The organism is Novosphingobium sp. (assembly GCF_027486195.1).
Lineage (GTDB): Bacteria > Pseudomonadota > Alphaproteobacteria > Sphingomonadales > Sphingomonadaceae > Novosphingobium.
This window is the reverse complement of the sequence record NZ_JAIXPP010000033.1, coordinates 65,279-91,065: the sequence shown is the minus strand read 5'-3', so window position 1 is coordinate 91,065 and position 25,787 is coordinate 65,279. Positions and strand designations below refer to the sequence as shown.

The 25,787-nt window shown below is 61.6% G+C and carries 24 protein-coding genes; 16 read left to right on the top strand and 8 right to left on the bottom strand.

Annotated elements, in window-relative coordinates:
- Positions 1-127: 127 nt before the first annotated feature.
- The 3 genes from Q0071_RS07075 to Q0071_RS07065 all read left to right on the top strand — a co-directional run bounded on the left by Q0071_RS07075 (position 128) and on the right by Q0071_RS07065 (position 4,702).
- Positions 128-1,354 (top strand): integrase arm-type DNA-binding domain-containing protein, encoded by a 1,227-nt coding sequence (locus tag Q0071_RS07075; protein WP_298166734.1) that lies wholly within the window; start codon positions 128-130, stop codon positions 1,352-1,354.
- A 354-nt stretch (positions 1,355-1,708) separates the two neighbouring features.
- Positions 1,709-2,449 carry a helix-turn-helix transcriptional regulator gene (locus Q0071_RS07070; protein ID WP_298166732.1) on the top strand — a complete coding sequence of 247 codons (741 nt, stop codon included), beginning with the start codon at positions 1,709-1,711 and terminating at the stop codon, positions 2,447-2,449.
- Positions 2,450-2,455: 6 nt separating this feature from the next.
- Complete coding sequence (locus tag Q0071_RS07065) at positions 2,456-4,702, top strand: AAA family ATPase (RefSeq protein WP_298166730.1); 2,247 nt, start codon at positions 2,456-2,458, stop codon at positions 4,700-4,702.
- A gap of 318 nt (positions 4,703-5,020) precedes the next feature.
- On the opposite strand, the gene Q0071_RS07060 is transcribed toward Q0071_RS07065, so the two are convergent.
- Together Q0071_RS07060 and Q0071_RS07055 are read right to left on the bottom strand one after the other, a co-directional pair.
- Positions 5,021-5,602 carry a thermonuclease family protein gene (locus Q0071_RS07060; RefSeq protein ID WP_298166728.1) on the bottom strand — a complete coding sequence of 194 codons (582 nt, stop codon included), beginning with the start codon at positions 5,600-5,602 and terminating at the stop codon, positions 5,021-5,023.
- A gap of 60 nt (positions 5,603-5,662) precedes the next feature.
- Positions 5,663-6,220 (bottom strand): lytic transglycosylase domain-containing protein, encoded by a 558-nt coding sequence (locus tag Q0071_RS07055; protein WP_366886189.1) that lies wholly within the window; start codon positions 6,218-6,220, stop codon positions 5,663-5,665.
- Positions 6,221-6,595: 375 nt separating this feature from the next.
- Between Q0071_RS07055 and Q0071_RS07050 the strand changes: the two genes are divergently transcribed.
- From Q0071_RS07050 to Q0071_RS07035, 4 genes are all read left to right on the top strand, one after another.
- Positions 6,596-7,300, top strand: coding sequence for a toprim domain-containing protein (locus tag Q0071_RS07050; protein WP_366886187.1), 705 nt, complete (start codon positions 6,596-6,598; stop codon positions 7,298-7,300).
- Between the two features lie 72 nt (positions 7,301-7,372).
- A complete protein-coding gene (locus Q0071_RS07045; protein ID WP_298166724.1) occupies positions 7,373-11,614 on the top strand; it encodes a strawberry notch family protein in 4,242 nt (1,413 codons plus the stop codon).
- Between the two features lie 53 nt (positions 11,615-11,667).
- Positions 11,668-12,081, top strand: coding sequence for an MbcA/ParS/Xre antitoxin family protein (locus Q0071_RS07040; protein ID WP_366886214.1), 414 nt, complete (start codon positions 11,668-11,670; stop codon positions 12,079-12,081).
- The gene (locus Q0071_RS07035) at positions 12,078-12,812 is read left to right on the top strand and encodes an RES family NAD+ phosphorylase (RefSeq protein WP_298166720.1); all 735 of its coding nucleotides are present in this window, start codon (positions 12,078-12,080) and stop codon (positions 12,810-12,812) included. The genes Q0071_RS07040 and Q0071_RS07035 overlap by 4 nt, the downstream gene beginning before the upstream one ends.
- 65 nt (positions 12,813-12,877) lie before the next feature.
- Here the strand turns inward: Q0071_RS07035 and Q0071_RS07030 are convergent, their stop codons facing one another.
- From Q0071_RS07030 to Q0071_RS07010, 5 genes are all read right to left on the bottom strand, one after another.
- Positions 12,878-13,390, bottom strand: coding sequence for a hypothetical protein (locus Q0071_RS07030; protein WP_298166718.1), 513 nt, complete (start codon positions 13,388-13,390; stop codon positions 12,878-12,880).
- Between the two features lie 234 nt (positions 13,391-13,624).
- Positions 13,625-14,356: a DUF6602 domain-containing protein gene (locus Q0071_RS07025; protein WP_298166716.1), complete on the bottom strand. Its 732-nt coding sequence runs from the start codon at positions 14,354-14,356 to the stop codon at positions 13,625-13,627.
- A complete protein-coding gene (locus Q0071_RS07020; RefSeq protein WP_298166714.1) occupies positions 14,353-15,306 on the bottom strand; it encodes an AAA family ATPase in 954 nt (317 codons plus the stop codon). Before Q0071_RS07020 ends, Q0071_RS07025 begins: the two co-directional genes overlap by 4 nt.
- Entirely contained in the window at positions 15,306-15,818 is a 513-nt protein-coding gene (locus tag Q0071_RS07015; RefSeq protein WP_298166712.1) for a hypothetical protein, read from the bottom strand. The genes Q0071_RS07020 and Q0071_RS07015 overlap by 1 nt, the downstream gene beginning before the upstream one ends.
- 9 nt (positions 15,819-15,827) lie before the next feature.
- A complete protein-coding gene (locus Q0071_RS07010) occupies positions 15,828-16,793 on the bottom strand; it encodes a CBASS oligonucleotide cyclase (protein WP_298166710.1) in 966 nt (321 codons plus the stop codon).
- A 118-nt stretch (positions 16,794-16,911) separates the two neighbouring features.
- On the opposite strand from Q0071_RS07010, the gene Q0071_RS07005 reads away from it, so the two are divergent.
- From Q0071_RS07005 to Q0071_RS06970, 8 genes are all read left to right on the top strand, one after another.
- A complete protein-coding gene (locus Q0071_RS07005) occupies positions 16,912-17,820 on the top strand; it encodes a WYL domain-containing protein (protein ID WP_298166708.1) in 909 nt (302 codons plus the stop codon).
- Between the two features lie 283 nt (positions 17,821-18,103).
- Entirely contained in the window at positions 18,104-20,092 is a 1,989-nt protein-coding gene (locus tag Q0071_RS07000) for a ParB/RepB/Spo0J family partition protein (protein ID WP_298166706.1), read from the top strand.
- Positions 20,093-20,259: 167 nt separating this feature from the next.
- Positions 20,260-21,201, top strand: a complete 942-nt coding sequence (locus tag Q0071_RS06995; protein ID WP_298166704.1) for a zincin-like metallopeptidase domain-containing protein — start codon at positions 20,260-20,262, stop codon at positions 21,199-21,201.
- 11 nt (positions 21,202-21,212) lie between these two features.
- Positions 21,213-21,635 (top strand): hypothetical protein, encoded by a 423-nt coding sequence (locus Q0071_RS06990; protein ID WP_298166702.1) that lies wholly within the window; start codon positions 21,213-21,215, stop codon positions 21,633-21,635.
- Positions 21,636-21,939: 304 nt separating this feature from the next.
- Positions 21,940-22,893 carry a DUF2493 domain-containing protein gene (locus tag Q0071_RS06985; protein WP_298166700.1) on the top strand — a complete coding sequence of 318 codons (954 nt, stop codon included), beginning with the start codon at positions 21,940-21,942 and terminating at the stop codon, positions 22,891-22,893.
- Between the two features lie 122 nt (positions 22,894-23,015).
- Positions 23,016-23,477, top strand: a complete 462-nt coding sequence (locus Q0071_RS06980; protein ID WP_298166698.1) for a DUF6878 family protein — start codon at positions 23,016-23,018, stop codon at positions 23,475-23,477.
- Between the two features lie 10 nt (positions 23,478-23,487).
- Positions 23,488-23,916 carry a hypothetical protein gene (locus Q0071_RS06975; RefSeq protein WP_298166696.1) on the top strand — a complete coding sequence of 143 codons (429 nt, stop codon included), beginning with the start codon at positions 23,488-23,490 and terminating at the stop codon, positions 23,914-23,916.
- Between the two features lie 303 nt (positions 23,917-24,219).
- The gene (locus tag Q0071_RS06970) at positions 24,220-24,609 is read left to right on the top strand and encodes a single-stranded DNA-binding protein (RefSeq protein ID WP_298166694.1); all 390 of its coding nucleotides are present in this window, start codon (positions 24,220-24,222) and stop codon (positions 24,607-24,609) included.
- Between the two features lie 115 nt (positions 24,610-24,724).
- Here the strand turns inward: Q0071_RS06970 and Q0071_RS06965 are convergent, their stop codons facing one another.
- Positions 24,725-24,952, bottom strand: coding sequence for a DUF6437 family protein (locus Q0071_RS06965; protein WP_298166692.1), 228 nt, complete (start codon positions 24,950-24,952; stop codon positions 24,725-24,727).
- A gap of 347 nt (positions 24,953-25,299) precedes the next feature.
- On the opposite strand from Q0071_RS06965, the gene Q0071_RS06960 reads away from it, so the two are divergent.
- A complete protein-coding gene (locus tag Q0071_RS06960; protein ID WP_298166690.1) occupies positions 25,300-25,521 on the top strand; it encodes a hypothetical protein in 222 nt (73 codons plus the stop codon).
- The last annotated feature ends 266 nt before the right edge of the window (positions 25,522-25,787 follow it).

The following is a 25,787-nucleotide window of genomic DNA, read 5'->3' as shown; positions in this document are numbered from 1 at the left end:
CGCAGAAATCCAAGGGAATTGGCCCTTGGATCGTGCCGGATCGTCCCGCCTTTTCTCGGGGGTTCCACACATTTTTGCGGGCCTTTTGCGGGCCTTTGCGAAAACCACATTGGGAAAAGGCCCGCCCATGCCTCTGACCGAAACCCGGCTTCGCGCACTCAAGCCAAAGGACAAACCTTACAAGGTCGCCGACGACCGCGGATTGTACATCGAGGTGTCCCCATCGGGCGGAAAACTCTGGCGATTCCGCTATCGAATCGGCACCGTTGAAAAGAAGCTCTCGATCGGCTCCTATCCCGAAATCAATATCAAGGACGCACGCCAAGCGGCTTATGAGGCGCGGGTCAAAGTCGCGGCGGGCGGTGACCCGGCGATGGAGAAGCGCAAGCAGAAGATCCGTTCGGAATTCCTTTCCGCCCAGACATTCGAGGCGGTGGCCCGCGAGTACATTGATGAGATGATGGTGCAGAACGGTCGGGCGGATGCGACCATCATCAAGGCCAACTTCTTCCTCGACCAGCTGACGGATGCCATCGGCAGCCGCCCGATCGATGAGATTGAGCCGTTCGAGGTGCTAGCTCCCCTCAAGCGCCTCGAAGCGAAGGGCAAGCACGAAACCGCCAAAAAGACCCGGTCCTTTGCGAGCCGCGTGTTCCGCTATGGGGTTGCCACGACACGCTGCAAAGGCGACCCTACGACCATGCTTCGCGGGGCGCTGATCACGCCCAAGGCAAAGCACTATGCAGCGATCCTTGAGCCGAAGGATCTTGGTGGGCTGCTCCGTGCGATCCAGGACTACACTGGCAACTTCATCACCCGGTACGCCTTGCTCATCGCACCCCATGTCTTTGTACGCCCTGGCGAGCTACGTCATGCCGATTGGAAAGAGATCGACCTCGAAGAAGGCGTCTGGCGCATCCCAGAGGGAAAGATGAAGGCGCGCCGTCCTCATGCCGTGCCGTTGTCCAAACAGGTAGTCGGGTATCTCAAAGAACTTGCCGAGATGGTCGGCGCCGAAGGATATGTGTTCCCGTCAGCTCGCGCCTCCGTGCGCCCGATGAGCGAGAACACTTTGAATGCGGCTTTCCGACGGATGGGCTTTACGAAGGACGAAGTCACCGCCCATGGTCTTCGGGCTACGGCCTCCACCATGCTGAATGAAAGCGGCCTCTGGAATCCGGACGCGATTGAACGCGGCTTGGCCCACGGCGACAGCAATGCCGTTCGCGGCGTTTATCATCGCGGCAAACACTGGGAGGAACGTGTCCGCATGGCGCAGTGGTGGAGTGATTACCTCGATACTATCCGAGAGGGCGGCAAGGTCATCAAGGGCGCGTTTGCGGGAAGAGCCTGACCGGGATTTTGAACACCGTTAGGGTCTAGCTAGAACTGTGACATTCCTGTCGTTCGCGAGCTACATGCAGAGCGGTAGCCCGTGTCAGAACCCGACGTTCCGCACTCGCTCGTCGGCGCCATTTCGGCGCCATGCGCGGATTGTTGCCTTGCTCTCTTCGAGCGCCACGCGGTAACTAGAGAGGCCCTCACGAAGCATCGGGCGTGATGCGGCAAAGCAAATTTGGGGGAATATGTTCCTTGCTTTGGACATTTGCGCGATGCCGGCCGTGTGCCGGTCTTTGCCGGTGGGGTGCCGACCGGGCACGTCGAGGATGCGATACCGGGCTTCTCAGCAAAGGTTGAGGAGTCATACATGAAGCAGATCATACCCGATGGCCCGCGCATTAAAATGCTGCGACTTGGGCTGGAGCGCAACGCGACCCAAAAAGAACTCGCTTACGCCGTGCGCGTCAGCGAGCGCAAATTGCGTCAGATTGAGAACGAGAGTGCTCCCATTTCCGTCGCGACTATGGAACTCTTGGCAAAGAATTTAGGCGTGCACCGTGAACAGATTACGGTTCGGCAATCTGCCTTACAGCTTGTTGCTGCGGACGGCGAAACCGTGTTTGATGCGATCCTTTCTGACCTCCGAAAGGATCGGCTCGTCCCGCGCTTCGACTATGATCTCGCCAACGTAACAATGGATGAAGGCGTCCTGTTCAAGGAAGCCAGCCACGTTCACGACTTTGTCTGCGAGATCATGGTGCCTCTGAACGAAGAGACCGGCGAATATGCCGAGGAGCTGATCGCGATCCTCACGTCCCTGACGTGGAGCGAACGGAGCAGCCTGGATCGCCCGACCTCGGTCGAGGAGATCGCGCTTCGCCGCCGCATCCGACAGCTCATGGTCCTCCTGCGCGGCAACGATATCTGGATCTATCATACACACCTGTTTCGGAAGCTGCCGGAGCGCCACACGCTTCCGCCCGAGGATGAACCGAGTGAGATGCGCTCCCGCTTCATCATCGCGCTCGCGCCGCCAGGCGAATATGGCGAAACTAGCGTGCGGGTGCCGGTCGATCATGGCCAACCGTTCGTACTGAAGGGCTGGTGACGCGCCATGCTGCAAACCGTCAAGAAGATCGCGAAGCTCGGCGTCTTCGAAAGTTTCGTCGCCGCGAACGATCTGCCTGAATTCGCGCGCTACAACTGCATCTACGGTCATAATGGGTCGGGTAAAACAACCTTGACCCGGTTGCTCGCTGCGCTGGGCGACGGCCAGCACCCGGATTATCCCGACCTGACCTACGAGATCACGTCCGCCTTAGGGAAAGTCGGCCACGGCACGCCCTATGAGCGCAAGGTGCGGGTCTTCAACGCAGATTTCATCGAGGCGAATATTGGTCAGTTCAAAGGCCCGCTTCGGCACATCCTGATCGTCGGCGAGGAGAATAAGGCGCTCGCGGAGGAGGCGAAGGCCGAGCAGACAATCTATGATGCCCGGCTGGCGCGGATCCGCGACCTCAACGATGCAATCGCCAAGGTCGAGACGGACCGGGGCAAGCGGTTCTCGGAGATCGCAAAGACGATCAGTGAGGCCACCAGCGGCACAGCCCTGCGAACATATCGCAAGCAAAATGCCGAACAGGCTTTTTCCAAGATCACCGATCCGCAAATCCTGCCCGATGCCGAGCTGGAGCTGCACCGTGTCAGCGTCCATCAGGAACAGAAGGAGGCGATCGCACAGTTCGTGCAGCCGCAGGTCTCCCTGCAAGCCGATGGCGTCGAGCGCAGCCTCGCCGAATGGATCGCGATCGCGGTCGAACGCGCGCAGACGCTCACGCAGCGTTCGGCGCAAGGGAGCGCGCTGGCGCGGCTGAGCGAGCAGCCCGCTATCGCCAAGTGGATTGAAGATGGTCTCGCCATTCACCGACACCATGCCTCAACCTCCTGCGAATTCTGCGCGCAACCCTTGTTGGCCGAGCGGATGGACCAGCTGGCGGCCCATTTCGGCGTCGAGGACCAGCGGCTCAAGGCGGATGTCGCGGCTACGGCACAATTAGCCATGGACATTTTGAGCGCAATGAAGGGCATGGCCCCGCCGCCGCGCTCGGCCTTCTATTCCGAAATGCGCGAGCCTATCGACCAAGCTGTGCAGCTGTTCAGCGACGCCATGACGACGGTCCGCACGGGCGTCGAGCGACTGCTCGAGATCCTGTCGGAGAAACAGGAACGTCGTACGACCGCTTACGAGGTGACGATCGAAATTGACACACCGGCGCTGGTCGCCGCGATCGGCGCAGTTGCGGCGCTGGTCGATAAGAACAATGCCAAGACCGCTGCCTTCGGCGAGACACTGACGTCGGCGCGAACGGCGATAGAGGTCCATTACCTGTCGAGCATCGCCGGCGTTGTGAAAGAGCTGAACGACAAGGTCTCAGCAATGCGTGCCGATGTAGGCAAGCTCACCGACGGCGCGGCCGACCTAGACGATGCGCGCAGTCTCGAGGCGCTCAAGACGTCGTTCGAAGAAAAGCGCGCCAAGGTATCGAGTGCACACACCGCCAGCGAGACGCTGACAAAGCAGGTCGTCACCTTCCTCGGCCGCAGCGATCTCAAGTTTGAGTCCGACGCGCAGGGCTATCGGGTCGAGCGTCGCGGCAAACCCGCCAAGCGGCTGAGCGAGGGAGAGAAAACCGCAATCGCCTTTGTCTATTTCCTGGTTCAGCTCGGCGATCAGGATTTTGACGTTAAGGAAGGCATCGTTGTGATCGATGACCCAATCTCCAGCCTGGACGCATCGGCTATCTATCAGGCATTCTCTTTCCTCAAGGCCGGCGTCAAGAACGCCAAGCAGGTCTTCATCCTGACGCACAATTTTGATTTCTTGAGGCTGCTGCTCAACTGGCATCAGCATAACAAGAAAGCTGCCCAATATTACATGATCCGCTGCGACGAGAACGGCGACACGCGCAATGCCAGCATCATTCCACTGGACCCGATGCTGAGAAATTACGCTACAGAGTACCACTATCTGTTCAAGCAACTGTATAGCTACACCTGCGACGGCACGATCGCCAACGCCTACCACCTTCCAAACATTGCTCGGAAGGTGCTTGAGACTTTCCTGGAATTCTACACGCCGTCGGCGAAGAAGCCTTACCTCAAGTTGGAGGAGGTGGCATTCGACGAACATAAGAAAACGGCGATCTACAAGTTCGTGAACGATCAATCCCATCCGACCGGCAAAGGCTTCGACCCTGCCCTCGTCGAAGAGACAAAAACCAATATCGGGTTCCTGCTGGAGATGATCGAGGCATTGGCGCCGGTTCACTACAACGGTCTCAAGGCACTTTGTACGGCTTGACGCCCTTTGGTCCTAACGCAGCTATCCTAGCTTGAAGTGCCGTCGACAGATTCCTTAGATTTTCTTGATCCGCCGGGCGAACACCAGAGAGTCTATGCCGATCATTGTGCCCAATTCCGAAAGGCAGTCAGGTCAAGATAACTCGAGCGCCGAGGCCGTTCCCTGGGGGCGCGCTCCGGTCAAACCGCTGATTGGAAGGCGAACGGCGGGTTCCGGCAGGAGCAGCTATTCGCCCGAAGTTCGGGGAGCGGGTTCAGTTCGTCGGATCCTACCGATCATCCAGGAACAAATGTTGACCGGTCAATGGCCCGGTCGCTGTCAACACCAGGGTTCCCGACGACCAGTCCAAGTCCGAGCGAGGCCTTCGCTAACGAGCTGATCTCCAAGCGATTGACCGTGCCGAACGATGACGCGCAGTTTGCGCCCAAATCGGTCTTCATCGCGGCTTCCGATCGGCCGGACCTCGAACGCGCTTTCGTTCAACAGGTCGCGGAGCCGGTAAGTCGCCTTCATACCAAGCTGATACTCAGAATCGCACTTGGGTTCGCTAATCTCGGGGGTGTCGATGTCTGCGATCCTGATCTTCTGGCCTTCGAGCCAAAAGGTATCTCCATCAACGACGCAGGTTCGGCGTGTAACTCCGCAGAGCTCGAAGCGCGGTGAGGCGCTTCCGCCCACCAACAAAAGCTTGGGCGCGAGTTCTGACGAGGCGGTTGAGGTCAGACCGGACATAGGCCAATTCAATGCCAGCATCCCGCCGGCGAATACGATCGAGAACGCGGCTAGGCCCAACATCCACTCCTTGCGCCGACGCGTGTCGTGCTGCTTCCTCAGTTTGTCCCGGAAATCGAAGCGAACGACATTGTCATCCTTCGTGCCTCGATCTTCTTTTCGAGCCATTAAACTTGGCCTTCCTCACTCAAGTAATCGCTTCCTCATCTATCTTTAGACGAACGCCTTTCATATGCGCGAGCCAATTGCTTGCCATCGTTCAAGCACGCTGCGGACATAGCCGGGCGTCTCGCTGTTTCTGGGAATGCCGCCAGCTCTCGAAACCGCTCCAGGTCCAGCATTATAAGCAGCGAGGGCGAGATGTATCTGCCCAAACTTGTCCAGCATCTCGCGCAAGTAGCGTGCCCCGCCATCAATGCTCGCAACAGGATCATGCCGGTTCGTGATGCCGAGGTAGCGAGCCGTGCCTGGCATCAGCTGCGCCAGCCCCGCCGCGCCAGCGGGGCTGATCGCCATCGGATTGAAGCGCGATTCAGTCCAGATCAACGCCTGCAGCAAGCCAGTGGGTAGGCCATATCGAAGCTCAGCCTCCCGCACATTCGCCAAATAGATCACTTCGCGGAACGGGCGCGCGAACGCCGCCTTGCGCAGACTCAATTTCATCTCACCGTGTGCCGGAAGAGCCGGCTCGACAGCCTCAGGCTCTATAGGGATCGGTCGATGTTCGAATATCGCGAAGGATGGCGTGTCTGCTTGGGCTGAAACCTGCACCGCGGAAACGCTCATTAAGAGCATCCCGATCCTTCCAAATCTAATCATCATCCATCTCGTCGCATTGCCTCGAATCGAAACGGAACGTATAGTGAACAAAGGGGTGTAGGAAAGTGCTATTACGCGCGCGATTGGGAGGAGAGGTCGCTCGCAAGGGGACGGTATTTTAAGCTTGAGGAGCCCCGCATGTCCCACGCGTTATCCAGTCCTACCAGCTTGTCCCTTGCTTCAGCAGCAAAGCAGCTTTGCGAGGAGCTGGGAGGGTATTGGTCCGGCTCCAAGGGCATGGCGCGATGTCCCTCCCACGATGATCGAACGCCCTCGCTCAGCGTAACTTTGGGACGACGCGCGATCCTCTTTCATTGTTTCGCGGGCTGCAGCCAGCATCAGGTGCTGACTGCACTCGCCGATCGAGGTGTTTCGCCGGGGAGCTTCTTTGCTGGGAAGGTCGAAGTCGAGCCAAGTGCCAATGTCGGCAAGCCAGCATACCATGCGTTTGCAGAGCGAATTTGGCGTGAAGCAACGCCAATCGATGGTACTCCCGCCAAGACCTATCTCCAGGCCCGCGGCATCCGCGCCGTCTCTCGCGCGCTCAGATTTCACCCTCATACCCCGCTCGGACCGAAGGGGAACACGCAATACTTGCCTGCTCTGATCGCGGCAGTGACGATGGATCATGGGCTGGTCGGAATTCACCGCACGTTTCTCAACCCGCTGAGGCCCGCGGTGCCCCCTTTCGCCAACCCCAAGCGCGCACTCGGGAGCTTGGCATCAGGCGCAGTTCGCCTCTTCGAACCTATCGACGGGCGGCTCGGCCTTGCCGAAGGTATCGAGAGCGCGCTCGCTGCCAAGGCCTTGACCCAGATCCCTTGCTGGGCCTCGCTCGGCAATAAGCGTTTTGGCCTCGTGTCGATCCCGGAAAGCGTGCGCGAATTGCATCTGTTCGTCGACCATGATGCAGGCGGCGACATTGCCGAGGAACGCGCGCGCAGCGCCTACGCCCGTGAAAACCGAACGATCGTCACGCGTCGCCCGCGTGGTCACGGGAAAGACTGGAACGACGCCTTGCAAGCGTGGCTGCGGTCCAAGTCCTGACGTGAAGAGGGGAGATGGCTTTTGGCCTGATGAAGCCCGCCCAGTGGACTGGGCTTCGTTAGGAGGTTTCAAATGCCAAGCTCTGCTCCCGCTCTCTTGCTTCCCCCACCATCTGAACCGCTAGTCCTGCTAGCTGCTCGCACCATCGCCGCAAACCTAGCATCCGGCGAACCGATCACGCGTCGGCAGTTGCATACGCTTTTGACCGATCATTTCGGGGGCACAGACGCAGATGGGCGCTGGTCGGTGCGCGATGCGCATATCGCGTTGGAATTGGCTCAGACCGAATTTCTGCAGGCCAACGCACAGATCGACCTTACCGCTTCGGCAGCCGACGCCGACCGGATGTTTACGGCGTTGGAATCCGTACTGCCGACCCAGACCAATCGCAGCGACGAGCAGATCGAATGGCAGCAGTTCGCAACACCGCCGCGCCTTGGCTGGCTTGCTGCTCGGGCCTGCGCGCTGGCGACTGACGAGCTTGTGCTGGAACCCTCGGCCGGAACGGGCATGCTCGCGGTCTGGGCCGCCAAGGCTGCCTCGCGCCTCGCTCTAAACGAAATCTCGCCGCTTCGCCGCAACTGCCTGAATGCTGTATTCCCGGCTGCGCGAGTGGCTGGTCATGACGCCGAGCTGATCGACGAACTGCTCGATCCCGCCATCATCCCTGGCGTCGTGTTGATGAACCCGCCCTATTCGCGCGGCATCGAGCGAGGGCACGATAGTCGCACCGGCTTGCGCCACCTGAGGTCGGCCTGGAACCGTCTGGCGTCCGGCGGTCGGCTTGTCGCAATCATGCCCGAATGGTTCGATTGCGCGAGGTTTCTGGCCGGGCTGAAGGGGCCAGCTTCGCTGCGGCTCAATGTCGCCGTCGAACGTGCGTTCATCAGGCATGGCACCGGGATCACCACCCGGCTGCTGGTCATCGACAAGGTGGGAGGCTCCAAGGAGCCCGTCACAATCTGTACCAGCGAAATCGGCCAGCTGGTCGATCTTGTCGATGCTTTGCCGGCTCGCGCCAGCCTGGAGGCTTTTCCCGAGCAATCGAGCCTTCCAGTTCGTTCGCCGTTTCGCCTGATGGCCGCGCCGCGCAGACCGCTGCCGACACCAGGCAGGATCACTCCTACAGCATCCGCTATCGGGTCGCTCACCTATCAGTCGCTCGAAGCCCCTGCGCCGCTTGCCCCTCAGGTCGGCCACTATCTGCCCTATCGCCCAAGCAGAATCGTGATCGATGGAGCCGCCGAGCATCCGACGCCGCTCGTTGAGTCCGTCGCCATGGGGTCGATCGCCGCACCAATGGCCGAAGCTGTGCCGCAGCTGCCCGACGGGCTGATTGCCACGGGGCTGCTATCAGCTGCCCAGGCAGAGACCCTGATCTACGCTGCAAGCGCCCATGGGCGCGATCTTCCCGGCCGGTTCGAGCCAGAGGACAAGGGCTGTTCGCTCAAGGCATCGGCGGACGGTCTGACCTACCGGCAGGGCTATTTCCTCGGGGACGGAACGGGCGCCGGGAAGGGCCGTCAGGTTGCGAGCGTCATCCTCGATCGCTGGGTGCGCGGTGAACGCCGCCATGTCTGGATCTCCAAGAATGAGGCGCTGCTGGAAGATGCCCGGCGCGACTGGGCTGCACTTGGCGGCCTTCCGATCGACATCCAGCCGCTTGCATCCTGGAAACTCGGCACCCCCATCGCCATGCGCGACGGCATCTTATTCGTGACCTACCCGACCCTGCGGTCAGGCCGAAGTGATGCGACCCGCCTCGACCAGATCCTCGCCTGGGCGGGCGATGACTTCGAGGGCGTAATCGTGTTCGACGAGGCGCACGCCATGGCCAATGCCGCTGGCGGAGAAGGATCACGGGGCAAGGTCAAGGGCTCGGAGCAGGGTATCGCCGGCGTGCGCCTGCAAAACCTCCTGCCCCGCGCGCGGGTGCTCTATGCCTCGGCAACCGGCGCGTCCGACGTCAACAACCTGGCCTATGCGACGCGCCTTGGCCTGTGGGGACCTGAGACCGCCTTCGCCAATCGCGAGGCCTTCGTGGCCGACATTCGTGACGGCGGGATCGCAGCAATGGAACTGGTTGCGCGGGACCTCAAGTCGCTCGGCCTCTACACCGCGCGCGCATTGTCCTTCGCCGGCGTCGAATACGAGATCCTCGAGCATCGCCTGAGCGAGGATCAGATCGCGGTCTATGATGCCTACGCTGAAGCTTGGGCGATCATCCACGCCAACCTGCGCGAAGCGCTCGAGGCCACGCGGATTGTCGATAGCGAAACCGGAGGGACGCTCAACTCCGGTGCCAAGTCCGCAGCGCTGTCGATCTTCGAGGGCACCAAGCAGCGCTTTTTCGCGCAGCTGCTTTTGTCGATGAAGCTGCCGAGCCTGTTGCCAGCCATCGACGCCGCCATTGCCGATGGGAACGCTGTTGTTGTCCAGCTCGTCTCGACCGCAGAAGCCATGCTCAACCGGCGGCTTGCCGACCTTTCGGACGAGGAACGCGAAGCGCTGGAAATCGATCTGTCCCCGCGGGAATATGTGATCGACTATCTCGCCAAGAGCTTTCCTGTCCGGCTGATGGCCGTCTTCACCGACGAAAACGGCAATCCTCGTTCCGAGCCGATGAGCGACGAGCAGGGCGCGCCGGTATTGTGCCGGTCGGCCCTCGCCGCGCGCGACCGGATGATAGAGCAGCTCTGCGCCTTGCCGCCCATCGCGACCGCGCTTGATGCCATCATCGAACGCTTCGGCGTGGATCAGGTGGCGGAAGTGAGCGGCCGGACACGTCGGCTCATCGTCGGCCGCGATGGCTGTCAGAAACTGCAATCCCGCTCGCCGCGCGCCAATGTCGCTGAAACACAGGCCTTCATGGACGGGACCAAGCGGATTCTGGTCTTTTCGGATGCCGGAGGGACCGGACGCAGCTACCATGCGGATCTCGCGGCCAAGAACCAGGCCCGCCGCGTCCATTTTCTGCTCGAGCCGGGTTGGCGGGCTGACGCCGCGATCCAGGGACTTGGCCGGACCAATCGCACCAACCAGGCGTCGGCCCCAATGTTTAGGCCAGTGACGACCGATGTGCGCGGCGAACGCCGGTTCATCTCGACGATCGCACGCCGCCTCGACAGCCTCGGTGCCTTGACGCGCGGGCAGCGCCAGACCGGCGGTCAGAACCTCTTTGATCCGGCTGACAACCTCGAGAGCATCTATGCCAAGGAGGCGCTCCATCGCTGGTTCGGGCTTATGTTCACCGGCAAGCTCGAAGCGGTCAGCCTGGGGCGCTTCCAAGAGCTGACAGGTCTCAGGATCGAAGCCCCTGACGGATCGATGGTCGATGACCTGCCGCCGATCCAGCGCTGGCTCAACCGCATCCTCGCACTTCCCATCGCCTTGCAGAACGCGATCTTCGATGAGTTCATGGGGCTGGTCGAGGCGCGTATCGATGCTGCCCGAAAGGCCGGCACACTCGACCTCGGTCTAGAGACCATCGCGGTCGAAGACTTCGTGATCCTGTCCGACACGTTGCTGCGTACCGATCCGGCCTCGGGTGCGACCACCCATCTGCTGGAACTGGAAATCGCCAGAGCCCTTAAGCCGCTCACGCTGAAGCGGCTCGAGGAGCTCCACGGCCTCGCCGGGCAACGGCAGCAGCCTGTTCGGAACGCCCGCTCAGGCCGGGTTGCCTTGCTCGTGCCCACCCGCAGCATTCTTGCCGATGACGGCACGCGCGTGGCCCGCTTCGAGTTACTGCGCCCGCTGAAGCGCAGCCACATCACTGAGGGTCAGCTGGCTGAGAGCAGTTGGGAGCAGATCCCTGTGGGCGAGTTCCGCGAAGCCTGGGCCGCGGAGGTCGAGGAAGCGCGGTCGAACCACAAGCGCGAGCGCCTCTATCTGGCGACGGGCCTCCTGCTGCCGGTCTGGGACAAGCTCCCATCCGATTTCGTAAGGGTCAGCCGCATCTCAGCGGCGGATGGCCGGTCGCTCCTTGGCCGGGAGGTTCCTCTCCATTGTGTTCCAGAACTGTGCCGGGCACTGGGTCTGGAACGCGTGCAATCGCTTTCCGCCGATGAGATCGTCCAGACCGTCCTGGCGACAGGCCGAGCCGTGGAATTCGCTGGCCGTGAGCAGCTCATGGTCAAGCGCAGTCTGGTCAATGGCTCACAGCGAATAGAACTGACCGGATGGAGCATAGCCCGCCTTGACTGGTACAAGGCTCAAGGGTGTTTCACGGAAATCATCCGCTACCAGACGCGGCTGTTCGTGCCGATCGAGGGCGCGGCGAACGTGATTGCCAGATTGGCATCATCCACATAGATCGTTGCCATATGGCATTGATTGGCGTATATGATGCCATATGGAGATCTGCCATGCTGGCTCTGCAACCCGTTGATACTGCCGTTACCGCTTTCCGTCCCGATCCGATTACCCAGGACGAGGCAGCTGCCATGTTTCGGGCAGTCCTCAATCTGTTCGGCAAATGGGAGCTGACCGACGAGCAGGCTGCAACGCTGCTCGACATGCCGGTGCGATCCTATCGCCGCTGGAAAGCCGAAGGCCCCGGGCGCGTCTCGCGCGATGGCCGCGCTCGGCTGTCCAACCTGATGGGCATTCATAAGGCGCTTCGGATCATCTTCTCGGAGGCAACCCGCAGCTATGCCTGGATCAGGTCGGCCAATGATGCGTTTGGCGGATCCAGTGCGCTCGACGCGATGCTCGGGGGCGAACTCACCGATATCATGCGGGTGCGTCGCTACCTCGACGCCGAGCGTGGTGGCTGGTGAACGAAACGGCGGATATCCCCGTTTCTCGAGTTGAGTGGAAGGGCGCTGTCAGGATCATCCGCAGCGCCTTTCCGCCGATCGACCTGTTCGAAGACATCGCTGATCCAGCCGACTGGCCGCTGCTGATCTCGGCAGAGCAGAAGACCAATCCGCGCATCATGGCGACAATTGGCAATCTCGACCTCATTCCGGTCGAACGCCGCGTGGGCGGTAATGGCGCGTCCTACCTCATGGCGCCGTTCACCCACGTCAGCACGGATCGGCCAAGCCGCTTTACCGATGGCAGCTACGGCGTGCTCTACTTGGGCGACCGGTTCGAGACCGCACTGTTCGAGACGATCCACCACCATGCCCGCTTCATGGCCCGGACGAAGGAAGCATCTGGCTGGACCTCGCAGTTCCGGGAGATCGTCATGTCAGTCGATGCCGACTTGCATGATCTCCGAACTCTGGCGGGGGAGCCGGTTCCGGCGCTCGATCCCAACAGCTATGCCGCATCCCAAGCGTTCGCGCGGCACCTCAAGGCCGCGGGATCAAACGGCATTGCCTACCCGAGCATCCGGCATCCCGGTGGGGAATGCGTCGCGCTCTTCTACCCGGACTGCGCGTCAAATCCCCTCCAGGGGCGGCACCTCAACTACCACTGGGATGGAGCGCGCGTTGACCTCGTGCGTGATGCTGGATCAGGGGCTGTTTTCCGTATCGTCGATTTGCCGGCCGATCCTGTCTGACCGCATGAGTTGGGCTTCTGGCCGAGTGTTGTAGAATCTGGGAGCACAGTGTCCGGCCAAAAGACTCAAGTCTGCGTACCAGCCTTCACGATTTCATGAAGGGCTTTGTCCGGCGAAACTGGGCCCTTGTACAGCGGGCTACATGGCGTCTCCGCAAGCTTGGCCGAAATCGCTAGGAGGTCGTCATCATCACCCTTTTCATAGGCATAGGCGGCCAGCCAGAATTCGGCCTGCTTAACGAACTCATTGAGGATGCCCACGACGCTCCGGTTCGCAGTCTTTGCGTACCGGACCTGGTCCATCCGCCAGACTTCCTGGGCAATGAATTCAGATGAGACGCCGTGCTCCTTCAGAACCAGCGCCAATTGTGCGGGGAATCTTCGAGCAAACGAGGCCGCTGGGGCCAGAGGCATAAGCACAGGAAGCAGCGTGCGCTCAGAAACCAGCAAAGCGACTTGCGGCTTCCAGAACAGCACCGTGGCATACCAATTGCCCAGGGCGGTGTCGCTTTGCCCAGGGGCAACGATTTCCGGTTTGATCCGATCAAGCAGTTTCTTGGTGCAATGGAGGCGGAGCATGGCGGACCACGATAATGCTCGGTGTCCAGCGCGTCCACCGAAGCTGCCGGCCTCACCGCTGAAATGGCAAAAATCGCCTTGCTTCCAGGCATTCAGACCGCCGCTTCAGGTTCCTGATAGCTGCCGGTTGTTAACTCGACCCGTGAGGGCGAAACGTTCCGACCCATCCGCTTCTACGCGTACGTCTGAGCCAAGGTGCCGCTACAAGCTGGCTGCCTATTAATATTGATGCACTCATACTGGCAGATCAACATCGAGCCAGCGGGCGTAAGCTCTTACATCGATCATCGGCACGGTAGCCTTTTCCTGCAGCCGCGCGATTAGCTCGAACAGAAACGCAGTGGCCGGCTTGCCAATGGGCGTGAGCGTGCCGCACCCATCGTTGTCACAGGAGAAGATGCCATGCGCCGCGACGCAGCCCAGGTCGAGACGGTCGTCGCTCCCAACCGTCGCTAACGCATTGGTCAATGGCTCTCCCAGCCCTGGACTCCAGTCACTTTCCAGAGTCAGCAGACCACCGATAATATGCTGTAGCGGCTTGGCCGGATAGGTGCCGCCTGCATGGGGAATCGGTAGGCTGGTGCGATGCAGACGCCGGACGCTGGCCACCTTCTTTCTAGCATAGGCGACATGCTCGGCGTTGATCGACTGCTTCGCCTCGAAGACGCCATAGACGCTCTCAGCGGGAATCACCTTCTGGCCCTGAAAATTAAAGATGAAGGGCGAATACTGCCGATCGAAGACGACCACGTCGATCTGTTCGCTGAACTTGCCATCACTATCGACAACATGCGCCGAAGTCGCCTGATAGCGTTGGGGCAGATAGGTCTCCAACAGCTCCAGCCACACCGACTCGCTGGCATCTCCCTTGGTGCCGGGATGGCCAAAAGCCTTTCGCGCCCGTGCGAGCCGATCCTGAATGTCGTCATGGAGTTCCGACAGCAGCGTTTGGATGGACCAGGTCATTTCAAAGCTCCTGATGTCTGCACCTCGTCACGGAACGGAGGTGTCGCGGTCATACCCTTCGCGATCTGTAGTGCGCGGGTGGCCTCGATGGGCCGGTCCGGATAGGCATCCAGTGCTATTGCAGGGAGCAGGCGTTGGGTGATGTCGGAGAAGGTGAACCCTGGCTTTCCCTGTGCAGCGCCGGTCGAGACGACCAACTCGTGGATCTGGGGCTGCGTGAATCCCAAGCCGCCCAGTCGCATGGATAGGATGTGGAAGCGCTGCTCGTCGTTCGGCCGCGCGAAGGCCATGACATCCGCCGCTCGCCTTCGGACCGCCGGGTCGAGTGCGTTCAGCCTGTTGGTGCACATGATGACAGCCGCGGGCAGGCGAAGGTTGGCGAGCCGGTCGATGCCGCGGATGAAGGCGTTCACCCCGGCGCGATCCTCGTGGTGCATCTGCGCCGCCTCGCGCGACTGCGCCAAGGCGTCAGCCTCGTCGACCAACAGGATGATGCCACCCTTGGCCTTGCCCGATGCCTTCAGGCGCGTGGCAGCCTGAACCGTGTGCTCGAACGCAGCAGAGAGAAGCTGCGTCATCTCGCCCACGCGGCCCTGCCCGCGGGTCGCCAGACTGAGAGGGTAGAGGGTGATCTCGATCCCTTCCTGCCTCGCGACCTTGTCACCGATGGTTTCCGCGAGCTCCGTCTTGCCGGAACCGACGTCGCCAGCAAGAACGACAAGCGGCGGACGACGCAGTACGGCGTCGAGCATGGGCTTGGCATCGCCCTTTACGAACTTCTCCGCCCAGCGCTCCAATCCTTGCGGATTCACCAGCAGGCCAAGGATCTTGGCCAGCCGTGACTTCTGATCATCCAGACCGACCAGGCGCGCAAGCCGTTCCTGGGGATCAAAGTCGGGATATGTCTGGCGACGCTCGAACAGTTCGTCGAGACTCGGCATATTTTGCATCAGTAGCTCCTCACGCTGGAACGATCGAGAGCTCGGCCACCAGCGGAGTAGGTGCGATCGGAGGCAAGATACCCATTAATCGTCGGCTCAGACCCCGTCGTGCGCTGGACGGGGAGATCGCCTTCAAACTTCGTCTTTTCGCTGTCGGAAAGCAGGAAATAGGCCATTGAGTAGTTCATGAAGCTGCCAAATGTCGCGCCGGATATGTCTTTGCCAGGCAATACCCGCCCAGGATCATCATCGCCCGCAGATGCCCCCGCCAAGTCCCGCGCTGCATACTTGAGGGTCGGCTCGATCCACTGCCCATTGCGCTTGAAGCCGTAGGTGACGTCAGCCAAATACCCGGCCTTCATCATCGCGACCGCCTCCTGCTCGAATTGAGTGATCTGCCAGTCGTAAGGTTGCCCATAGAGCCGCTGCATCCGCTTCAGGTCGGTTGCGATCTTGGCTGCCATGTGGCGCGCATGCGTCACGGTGAAGGTCGTGCTTTCCGTATAGCTATAGCTGGACATCGTGACCTCTCAGACCTGGAAGGTGGAGCCAAAGACCTTCTGCCAATAGCCGACGGTCAACTGCTTGGTGGGAGCCGCCAATGCGGCATCGATGGCGTCGCCGGCGTCCAGCGCGGCATCCACGATCTCGTCCATGTTCGCCGAGGTGTAGAGCCGCGATACGTTGTTTTCGGCGTTTACCGGGTCGATGATCCGCATGGGATCGTAGAACGTGCCGATGCTGGAAAGAGGGTAATAGTCGGAGAAGGCAATGCGATCCTTCAACCCGCTGGTCGCGATGTAGGTGAAGAAGTGCTGCAGGGCCTCGGGATAGTCCGAGAGGTCCAGCCCGTCATCGCAAAGCTTGGCCATGATCATCTCGATCATGAACGACTTGAAGCGGAAGCCGTCGCGCTCCTGCTTCTGGCGCCTCGCCCAGAACTTCACCAGCCGGACGACTTGGGCGAAATGCTTCTCCTGCGCCTTCTTGCGCTTCCCGGCGAACTCGAGGTGGAGAGGGATGCTGGTCCTCAGGAAGGAGCCGTCCTCCTGGCTGACTAGGTTGCCATACCACTGTGCATCCCCGTCATAGAGGATCGGCACGACGTCCACATCCAGTCCGGATCCCCGGAAGGACACGGTGACCGAATAGGTCTGAGGCTGAACCTGATCCGGAGAGAAATTCGGGAATGCCTTCCGGAGGCGCTCCGCCAGGTAGGTCAGGAGCGCGCTGACGGAATGCGGCGCGTCAGCACCACTGATGTAGCAGGCCACGTCGATGTCGTTAAGCGAGCGCAGGGCGGTGCCCTTCGCCAGACTGCCCGAAAGCATCATCTTCCGCAGCGTGAAATCGGGATGCTCATCAACATATGCTTCCAGCTTCTCGCGAAGCCGCCTCGCCTGCGCGCGATATTCCTGCGCCTTGTCCTGCGGGAGGTTCACTCGCTCTTCGGCAAAGCGCACAATATCGCGATGCCCAACATGGTCTCGGCTCATCGAATCGTCTCCGGAAGCCCTCCGTCCTTGACGCGGGCGGTCAGATGCGCGACTCGGGTTGCCGACCCGCTAGAAACAATATGGGTATCGTAACTATACCCGTCAAGGAACTATACACATGGTCGAGGACGAAAAGCGCCCCTGGACGCAGACCCGCCGTTTCGAGTTCATCGAATGGAAGCTGTTCTGGGAAGGAGCGCTGAACCGGAGCGACCTGGAGGAAACGTTCGAAATCTCAACGCCGCAGGCATCAGTCGATCTCCGGCGATATCGTGAACTGGCCGGTGACAACATTGAGTATGATGGCACAAGCCGGTCGTTTAGGCCCACCCCCGATATCAAGCCATCCTTCCTGAAGGCGTCCGCCGACCGCTTGCTCATTCAACTGCGTGCGCTACTGACCGGGGCCTTACCGCGGCGCGAAGTCTGGTTCCGCGACATGCCGTCAATAGATATGGCGCCGGACATCGCCAGGCATGTTGATGCCGAATGCCTGCGCCTGATCCTCAACGCCATCCGGACCAAACAGTGCGTGGAGGTCCGATACCAGTCGCTCACCAACTCACGCACAAGGCAGATAGCGCCCCATGCCCTCGCCTTCGACGGATATCGTTGGCATGTTCGCGCATGGGCTTGCGATCGCGACGACTTTCGGGACTTCGTCCTGACGCGCATCGACAAAATCGATGCGGGCCCCAAGGCAGATTTCGATCCCGCTGACGATCTGGAGTGGAACAGGAAGATCACCTTGGACCTTCGTCCTCACGCCGGACTCACGCAGGAGCAGAGCCTGGCCATCCAGCGCGACTACGCAATGGAGGGTGGAAGGCGTGAAATCGAAGTGCGGCTGTCCATGGCTTACTACTTCATCAGGCGGATGAACCTCGATCTCACCGATCTTCCTCCCGCCCGTGCCCAGATATGTCTTCAGAATTTGAGTGAGGTACATCAGGCTATTGAACAAGCAAGAACACAAGCTAAGCAACGGGTTGTCGAGCGAAAGATGAGGAATATTGAGTGCGACTAATACCTCAATCCTGGTGCGGTGTGGGTGCTTGCCTCGATCGGCGGCAGCGTTGAGCGGCACTGGGAACGCTTACGCTGACGAGGGAATGTTCGGAACGTCCGCTTCCGCCTGATCGCTACCCTTAGCGGACAGTCCAGATTGCCCCAAGTATAGTCATTCGCCATTGCCCCGCGCTTAAAGGATATCCGCTGCGAACGCATTAGAGGGGAGTGGGCTTTGCCCTGATTGAGCCAGTTGGGCGTCGAAGGTCGATGCACCGGGCTCACAATCAGGAGTGTGTCCCATGATCAAGTCGATCCCGCTGAACAAACTCGTTCAGTCTCCCCGCAATGTCCGCCGTCACAGTGATCGAGCTGCCGATGCCGAGCTCAAAGCCAGCATCGCAGCCCATGGACTATTGCAGAATCTCATTGTCCGGCCTGCTGCGAAGGGCAAGTTCGAGGTCGAAGCCGGCGAGCGCCGCCGATCTGCGATGTTTGCACTAGCGGACGAAAAGATCCTCGCCCGCGATCACGAAGTCACGTGCCTCGTGCTCGAGGACAGCGCTGAAGCCGCGGTCGAGACCAGCCTTGCAGAAAACTTCCACCGCCTCGCCATGAACCCAGCCGATGAAGCCCAGGCCTTTGCCGCGCTTGTCGCAGGTGGTGCGACTGTCGAAGATATTTCCCGCCGCTTCGGCCTGACCGTCCGCTTCGTCGAGGGCCGTCTGCGTCTCGCGACGCTCGCGCCCGTCGTGTTCGAGGCTCTGGCCTCCGGCCAGATCACTCTCGACATCGCCAAAGCCTTTGGCGCCACCTCGGATCAGGAAATCCAGGTCCGGGTCTTCGAGCAGGTTTCCTCGGCCTACTATGCCCCCAATCCCGACAGCATTCGGCGAATGGTCCTCTCCGGGACTGTCCGGGGCAGCGATCCGCGCGCCCGGCTCGTTGGCCGCGACGCCTACATCGCCGCCGGGGGTCGGATCGAGCGCGAACTCTTCGATGACGACGACAGCGAATCCTGGGTCGATGTTGCGCTGCTCGAAAGCCTCGCGGCGGCAAAGATGGAAGAGCAGGCCAAAGCCCTCGCCGCCGAGCAGGGGCTTGCCTGGGTCAAGCCAACGCTTGATCCCTATGCCAGCCACGATCTGGTCGAAGGGCTGGTTCGGCTTCCTGCCGAACCGGCGCCGCTCACCGAAGCGGAACTGGCGAAGCTCGACGAACTCGATGCCTCCTATGACGAACATGCCGCGATCCTGGAAGATGAGGACAGCGCCGAGGAAGCTGTGGCGGCGGCCGAAGCGGCTATCGAGGCCATCGAACGCGAGTGTCAGGAAATCCGCGCACGCCCGCCAGTCATTGCGCCCGAGCTGAAGGCCGAGGCGGGCATGATCCTGGTGCTTTCACGGGATGGCACTCCGGTACTCCAGCCGGTTTTCTATGGTGAGAGGCAGGCTGAGCCCGCTGAAGGCGACAGCGGAATCGAAGTCGTTGCTGGTGAGGAGGGTTCGGACAAGCGCCGGACTACCTTGTCCAAGCGCTTGGCCGATGAGCTGGCCATGCAGCGCCGCGATGTCCTGGCCCTGCATGTTGCCTCTGATCCGGGGCTTGCGCTCGATGTCATGGTCTTCACGCTGGCTGATGCCGATACGCACGACTGGCGGGCGCGGGCTGCCACCACGCTGCGCGCGCCAGTGCCGGCAGGGCCGATCATCGGCTTCGAAGCCAAGGATGCTCCGGCCAGCAGCGCGCTCGCTGAGCTCAGGTCCAGTCTCGACGAAAGCTGGCGCGCTGGCGGCGATGCGACTTCCCGCTTCGACCTCTTCCGGGCGCTATCCGATGACAGCCGTGCCGCTTGGCTTGGCTATGTCGTTGCCCGGTCGCTCGAGGCGAGCCTCAACATGGCGAGCGAGCGTCAGCTGCCGTTCCAGGACCACCTCGGCAGCCTCATCGGCTTCGACATGGCGCAGTGGTGGCGGCCGACTGCGGCCAACTACTTCGACCGAGTGTCAAAGCAGGTGATACTCGACGCGCTCACCGACGTCGGCGGTCTCGAGCTTTCCTCGCGCTTTGCTGCGGTCAAGAAGGGCGACCTCGCGATGAGTGCCGAGCGCGTCTTCGCCGGCACCTACATCACCGAAGTCGAGGTGCGCGAGAAAGCTCTGGCCTGGGTGCCTGAGGTCATGCGCTTCGCCTCCGCTGCGCCGGAGGCTGGCGATCCCGAGATTGACGCCACTGACGCTGAGCCAGGCGTCGACACCGAGCATCAGTCCCCCCGCGAGCTGGCCGCCTGACCTCCTCCTGACAGGTAAGGCCACTCGTACCTCGAGAAGCGGTCCTTCGGCTTACGCCGGAGGGCCGCTTCCTTTTTGGAAGGAGAGCAGAGGGGGCGCGGGTTCCTGCGGCACTGACCGGCGAACCCGTCGCCGACTGTCCGGATGCCAAGATCAGGAGAACCATCATGGCCTATCGCAAGGGACAGAGCAGCGGCTTGTCGCCCGCTACCCGCATCACACAGGAAATCATTGCACGTCTGGAGGCTGGCACGAAGCCGTGGATCAAGCCGTGGCGCGGCGTGCCCGTTTCGCGGCCCCTGCGGGCCTGCGGGATTCCGTACCGGGGCATGAATGTGTTCTGGCTGTGGATGGTTGCTGACATGTGCGGCTATGCCTCGCCGTTCTGGATGACCTACAATCAGGCCAAGTCGCTCGGTGCCCAGGTCCGCAAGGGCGAGAAGTCGACCATAGCGATCTTCTACAAGAGCTACACCAAGGAGGTGGAAGCCCCCGATACCGGCGAAAAGACCGACGAGGCCCGCCGGGTGCTCAAGGCCTATCCGGTCTTCAATGCCGATCAGGTCGAAGGTCTGCCCGAGCGCTTCCATCCGGCTGCAACGCTGGATCTGGTCGAGCCTGAAGGGCGCGAGGCCGAGCTCGACGCCTTCTTCGCCGCCATCCCCGTCAATCTGCGTCACCAGGGCTCTGAAGCCTGTTACGAACCGACTGCTGATCGTGTCACGATGCCGCCCACGAGCCTGTTTTCAGGCTTCGACCACTACTATGCGACGCTCGCCCATGAGCTGTCGCACTGGACAGGCCATGCCAGCCGCCTGGGACGTGACCTCAAGAACCGCTTCGGTACGTCGGCCTATGCCGCCGAGGAACTTGTCGCGGAACTCTCCAGCGCGATGCTGGGCGCCGAGCTGGGGCTGCCGGTAACGCATCTCGACAGCCATGCGAGCTATATCGAGCATTGGCTCAAGCTTCTGAAGGATGACGACCGCGCCATTTTGACCGCTGCCGCCAAGGCCGAAGAGGCTTCGAGCCTGCTCCTGAAGCTCGGCGGGAGGGTCATGCCTGAGCAGTTTGACGACGCGTCAGACGATGCTGCGCTCGCTGCCTGAGGGAGGATATCATGGGCCGATCAGTCAGCTATCCCAGCGGCGCAATCGTCGCGTTCACGGTTCTCGAGGTCGAAGCCGAGGACGACTGGGAATTCGAATACGAGTGGCTGCGCGACGACCTGCGCGAGCGGGCCGGCCGGGCCTTCCCGTCGCTGATCCCGCATGACGGCTGGCGCGGACGGGAAGACAGGATCCTCATGCGCAATGCCTATGCGGATTTCGGCGTATCGGTCTACGGCGGGCTGGTGGCCGTCTGGATCGTCGAACGCGATGACGGCGCCTATTGGGACGCCAATTGGCGCACGGCCCGCTCACCGCGGGCACAGCGCTGGCTGTCCCAGATCGCATCCCGCTTCGATGCCGTGTTCGGCGACTATGACTGTCTCGGGCACATGTCGAACGGAGAGGGCGTTTACACCAAGCGTGCGGCTTGACCTGAGCAGGGGCGGTGCATGCATGAGGCATAGGGCGTGCCCCTGCCAATGGCTGTTCCGAACGCCCATGGTCTGGCGCCATGCGAGAGAGGCCCTGGGCCAGCCGCCAGCCTTGCGCAACCCGGCTTGGTCGGGCCCGTGTTGGCCTTCGCCCTTAGGGCTCAAGGCCTGCCCGCGCCAGCCCGCCAAGCCAGGTTTCCCCTGACGGGTGCGCAACTCTGACTGAATGCTGGCCCTGACGGGCTCTCGCTGGCGCAGCCATGAGCGGGTGCGCCGGCCTCACGCCAGTCAGGAGGACTTCCCCATGCACACGCCATTCGCCGACCAACTCGCCGGGCTCGATCTTGCCGGCTTTTCCATCGGTCCTGCCCCCGTATCGACAAGCGATTTCCCGGTCCGGGAGCAGGTCGTCCACACCCTCGAAGCGGTCTGGTCCGATCTTTTCGCTATGGTGTCCGGCACCGCGCTCGAGGCCGATGCCGAAGACCTCGGCTGGGCCTTCGTCAACATCTTCCACCGCTCGGCGGAACGCAAATCCATGGCAGTCGACCGGGCGACCGACGAGGTCCGCGCGCTGGTTGCGACAGCAGATGGATCCGAGGTCCATACCCATGACCTCGAGACCCAGGTCGAGCGGGCGCAATGCGCCGAGGGCGCGATGCTGGCGCTCGAAGAGATGCGCGAGGTTGCAGCAGCCATGTACCTCAACGAGTTCGGCTCCTCCTGGAAGCCAGTGTCGAGCTCGCGCTTCAATCACAGCGCCATGCTGACGTCCGCGCTTGTCGAAGGCCGCGATTTCCTGCGCGCCCGCGCTGAAGCCAAGCGCCGTGCCGCCATGCCCGAAGGCACGCCTGTGGTGTTCGCCGGGGGACGTACCCGTCATGCAACCGAAGGCGATGCGCTGACCTTTGGCAACAATGTCTGGGCCACCCTCGACAAGGTCCGCGACCGCGTGCCGGACATGGTGCTCATCCACGGCGGCGACACCAAGGGCGTCGACCGTCTGGCATCGAGCTGGGCTGAACGTCGCGGCATTCCGCAGGTGACGTTCTCGCTCGATATGCGCCTCGGCGCGCGTGCCGGTTTCAAGCGCAACGAGCGGATGCTCTCGCTCGATCCGCGCTACGTCATCGCCTTTCCGGGGAACGGTGTTCTTGAACGTCTGGTGATCGAGGCCAAGGCGCGGCGGATCACCGTGGTCGACCGCCGCGGGCCGCTGGGCACCAATCCGAAGAACACTTCGGCCAAGACCGACTGAGACCCTGTCGGTCTTCGCGCCAGCGCCGGATCGGCGCTGGCGTCGTCCGTCAGAGGAAAGGCGTGCGCCTGTCGGTTGGAGCCAGCGAATGGTCGTCGGCTCCTTTCTACAGGAGGCATTCCATGATCGATATCGAAGCCGTGATGGCCGACTTTGCCGTTCGCCAGGCCGAGCGGCAGACCCAGGTGGTCGAAGAGATTCAGCAGCTCAAGACCGTCATTCTCCCGCGCTTGCAGGAAGCCGACATCGCCCGCGTCGAGATCCGCTTTGACGGTTGCGGCGACAGCGGTGCGGTCGAGGAATGTGTCTGCCTCGATGCAGCCGGTGCGGCGATCGCGTGCCCTGATGTTACGCTGCAGGAAGGCGAAGCACATACGGCGGATGGTGCCGGTTCCGAGCAGCTGCCGTCGCTTGGGCAAGCTCTCGAGCAGCTGACCTATCTGGCGCTCGAACGACACCACCCTGGCTGGGAGATCAACGACGGTGCCTGCGGCGAACTCGTGATCGATGTGGCTGCAGCGACCTTCGTGCTCGACTGCAGCCTGCGCTTCATCGCGACCGATGATCACTCGACCGAGCTCTAGGAGATCTGTCATGGCCCACTGCTACTACCACGCCCTCTCGTCGGTCCGGAAATGGGGCGGCACGGTCGATGATTATCTCCCGCTGCACCAGTGGTTCGACCAGTCGAAGGCTATTCTCGCAGACCCTCGGCACCGCGCGCTGCGGCACCATGCCGAGGGGATATTCATGCTGGAGGCAATCTTCGGCGAGACCCTCGTCAATGCCGATGGTCGGGTCGTTCCGGTGCGACTGGTCGGCGAGCAGCACGTCCGCGAAGACTTGGGCTCGATCCCCTCCTTTGCTGACTGGGCGCGCTTGATCACGCCGCAGGCCTGGATGCTGCGAGGCAACCCTCTGGACGGCGCTCAAGGGGTGACGATCGATATGCCTGTCCCCGGCGAAGCAGTTGCGTCCAGGACCAGGCCACCTGCTGGAGGAGCGGTCCTTACCGAGCTTTAGGAAGGGGTTCTCCGGTGGAGGGCTGGCGGGGGAATGATCCGCCCAAGACCGGAGGGAAACGAGGCAGGACTGACCTGTTCAAGGCATCCGGCTCCACCCGGCTTCGATACAAACCTGTCCCTGAATCACCCCCCGTCGAGACGCGCAACCCGGATCAGGTCCGGCCGAGTTGCCGGGCTGTGCCCGGCTGCCCGCACCACCCGAACCAGTTCCGGGTTCCCCTTCGGTGCGCTTCGCCGCGGGGCGCTTCTGCTCGGGTTTGCAGCCGGGATGGACCCGGAATGCTCGATCAGGAGAAAGCCCATGACCAATCTCGTTATCCTCGTTGGCCGCATCGCTCGCGACCCCGAAACCCGCACCACCCAGGGTGGAACCAGCATCACTTCGATCTCTGTTGTGACCGACCGTCCCGCCCGCAAGGATGGCAAGACCTACAAGGACGAGAACGGCTACACCGCCAAGGACAGCGAATTCCACCGGATCACCTGCTTCAACGGCCTGGGCCAGAACGTCGCCAAGTACTGCACCAAGGGCCAGCTCGTGACGGTCGAAGGTCGCATCCACTACACCCAGTGGGAGGATCAGAGCGGCACCAAGCGCTACGGTTGCAAGATCATCGCCGACAAGGTCGACTTCCTCACCAAGGGCCGTTCGGGCGGCAACGAGGGAGCACCCGACATCGACGAGGACTGAATGTCCTTGCCCCACGACAAGGCCCCGGTGGCAGATGCCATCGGGGCCTTTTCTTTTGCTCTGGGGCGATGCGGCGGCGCGGGGCATCGAACCCCTTGCCGCCGCTGGGTTGGCCTTAAGCAGGAGCGATCCGCTTCAGCGTTTCCTCGATCCCGAGTGCCATCGATGCACGCACGATCTGGCGCAGTTTTGCCGGTTCGATCGTCTCGGCGCCGCACTCGATCAGAATGTGGCCGAGGACAATCGCAGCCTCGTCGCGAAGCTTTGCTTCCTTGGCCGCCAGTTCGTCGCGCTGTTCCCGGAGCTTTTTCAAGGCATCGACCGGATTGTTCTTGCGGGGCATGTCAGTCCTTTCCGCCCCCTTGGTTTGTGGTCCCTCGAGAGTTCTTCTGCCACAGCGCCCAGGGTGTAGGAAAATGAGAAAAGCGGCGCCCGACTATAGCCGTCCCCTGCAACCGCGAGGGTAGAGGGGCTGGCTCACGGAATGCCCAGCATGATGTCCGTCCACATGCCGCCTCAAGGACGGCAGGGCCCCACCATTTTGCCGGAGAAGGGATGAATCCCTCCCCCGACAAAATCGTTTCCCCCACCGCCGCTGACGCGGCCGCGCGAGCGCGCGGTCCCTGACCCGTCATGCGCACGAACATCGCACTTCCCCCTGTCGTTCAAGACAACCTCAGGAGGATTATCATGGCTTATTCTGCACCTTGCACCGCTTCATCCCGCAGCTACTTCGAGGCCCTGGAACTCGCCGAACGCAGGGCATTGCACAGCTACTTCGATCAGCACATCGTGGCAGACGACGAGTTAGGATACATCGCGCTCGATGAAGGTGACTACTGCGCCCTGCCGGCACACCTGGCGACGCGTGTCGTCCACACCATTCACGGGTCGATGCTGGATGAACTCTGACGCCGAAAAGGGTGGGAGCCGGGAGCGGTTCCTGCCCTTTTATTTTGCTCGCCGTTGATTCGATCGCGCTCGGGATCAGTTGCGACGAGCGGAGTGCGGGCATCGGCGCCCGCACGCGCTTTGGCTCCGCGCTATCGAGGCCCTTCAATCCCTCCAGCATGTCCAGCGAAGTGACCGGATCACCCTCCCGCAGCTTGGTAGACTGAGCACACCGTACGCAGTGACACTGCTGGATTTAGTATAGGTATATCAGTGTGATACGCTGA

Coding starts and splice junctions, on each gene's coding strand:
- Q0071_RS07075 (WP_298166734.1), top strand. CDS start 128: ATGCCTCTGACCGAAACCCGGCTTCGCGCACTCAAGCCAAAGGACAAA.
- Q0071_RS07070 (WP_298166732.1), top strand. CDS start 1,709: ATGAAGCAGATCATACCCGATGGCCCGCGCATTAAAATGCTGCGACTT.
- Q0071_RS07065 (WP_298166730.1), top strand. CDS start 2,456: ATGCTGCAAACCGTCAAGAAGATCGCGAAGCTCGGCGTCTTCGAAAGT.
- Q0071_RS07060 (WP_298166728.1), bottom strand. CDS start 5,602: ATGGCTCGAAAAGAAGATCGAGGCACGAAGGATGACAATGTCGTTCGC.
- Q0071_RS07055 (WP_366886189.1), bottom strand. CDS start 6,220: ATGAGCGTTTCCGCGGTGCAGGTTTCAGCCCAAGCAGACACGCCATCC.
- Q0071_RS07045 (WP_298166724.1), top strand. CDS start 7,373: ATGCCAAGCTCTGCTCCCGCTCTCTTGCTTCCCCCACCATCTGAACCG.
- Q0071_RS07040 (WP_366886214.1), top strand. CDS start 11,668: ATGCTGGCTCTGCAACCCGTTGATACTGCCGTTACCGCTTTCCGTCCC.
- Q0071_RS07030 (WP_298166718.1), bottom strand. CDS start 13,390: ATGCTCCGCCTCCATTGCACCAAGAAACTGCTTGATCGGATCAAACCG.
- Q0071_RS07025 (WP_298166716.1), bottom strand. CDS start 14,356: ATGACCTGGTCCATCCAAACGCTGCTGTCGGAACTCCATGACGACATT.
- Q0071_RS07020 (WP_298166714.1), bottom strand. CDS start 15,306: ATGCAAAATATGCCGAGTCTCGACGAACTGTTCGAGCGTCGCCAGACA.
- Q0071_RS07015 (WP_298166712.1), bottom strand. CDS start 15,818: ATGTCCAGCTATAGCTATACGGAAAGCACGACCTTCACCGTGACGCAT.
- Q0071_RS07010 (WP_298166710.1), bottom strand. CDS start 16,793: ATGAGCCGAGACCATGTTGGGCATCGCGATATTGTGCGCTTTGCCGAA.
- Q0071_RS07005 (WP_298166708.1), top strand. CDS start 16,912: ATGGTCGAGGACGAAAAGCGCCCCTGGACGCAGACCCGCCGTTTCGAG.
- Q0071_RS07000 (WP_298166706.1), top strand. CDS start 18,104: ATGATCAAGTCGATCCCGCTGAACAAACTCGTTCAGTCTCCCCGCAAT.
- Q0071_RS06995 (WP_298166704.1), top strand. CDS start 20,260: ATGGCCTATCGCAAGGGACAGAGCAGCGGCTTGTCGCCCGCTACCCGC.
- Q0071_RS06990 (WP_298166702.1), top strand. CDS start 21,213: ATGGGCCGATCAGTCAGCTATCCCAGCGGCGCAATCGTCGCGTTCACG.
- Q0071_RS06985 (WP_298166700.1), top strand. CDS start 21,940: ATGCACACGCCATTCGCCGACCAACTCGCCGGGCTCGATCTTGCCGGC.
- Q0071_RS06980 (WP_298166698.1), top strand. CDS start 23,016: ATGATCGATATCGAAGCCGTGATGGCCGACTTTGCCGTTCGCCAGGCC.
- Q0071_RS06975 (WP_298166696.1), top strand. CDS start 23,488: ATGGCCCACTGCTACTACCACGCCCTCTCGTCGGTCCGGAAATGGGGC.
- Q0071_RS06970 (WP_298166694.1), top strand. CDS start 24,220: ATGACCAATCTCGTTATCCTCGTTGGCCGCATCGCTCGCGACCCCGAA.
- Q0071_RS06965 (WP_298166692.1), bottom strand. CDS start 24,952: ATGCCCCGCAAGAACAATCCGGTCGATGCCTTGAAAAAGCTCCGGGAA.
- Q0071_RS06960 (WP_298166690.1), top strand. CDS start 25,300: ATGGCTTATTCTGCACCTTGCACCGCTTCATCCCGCAGCTACTTCGAG.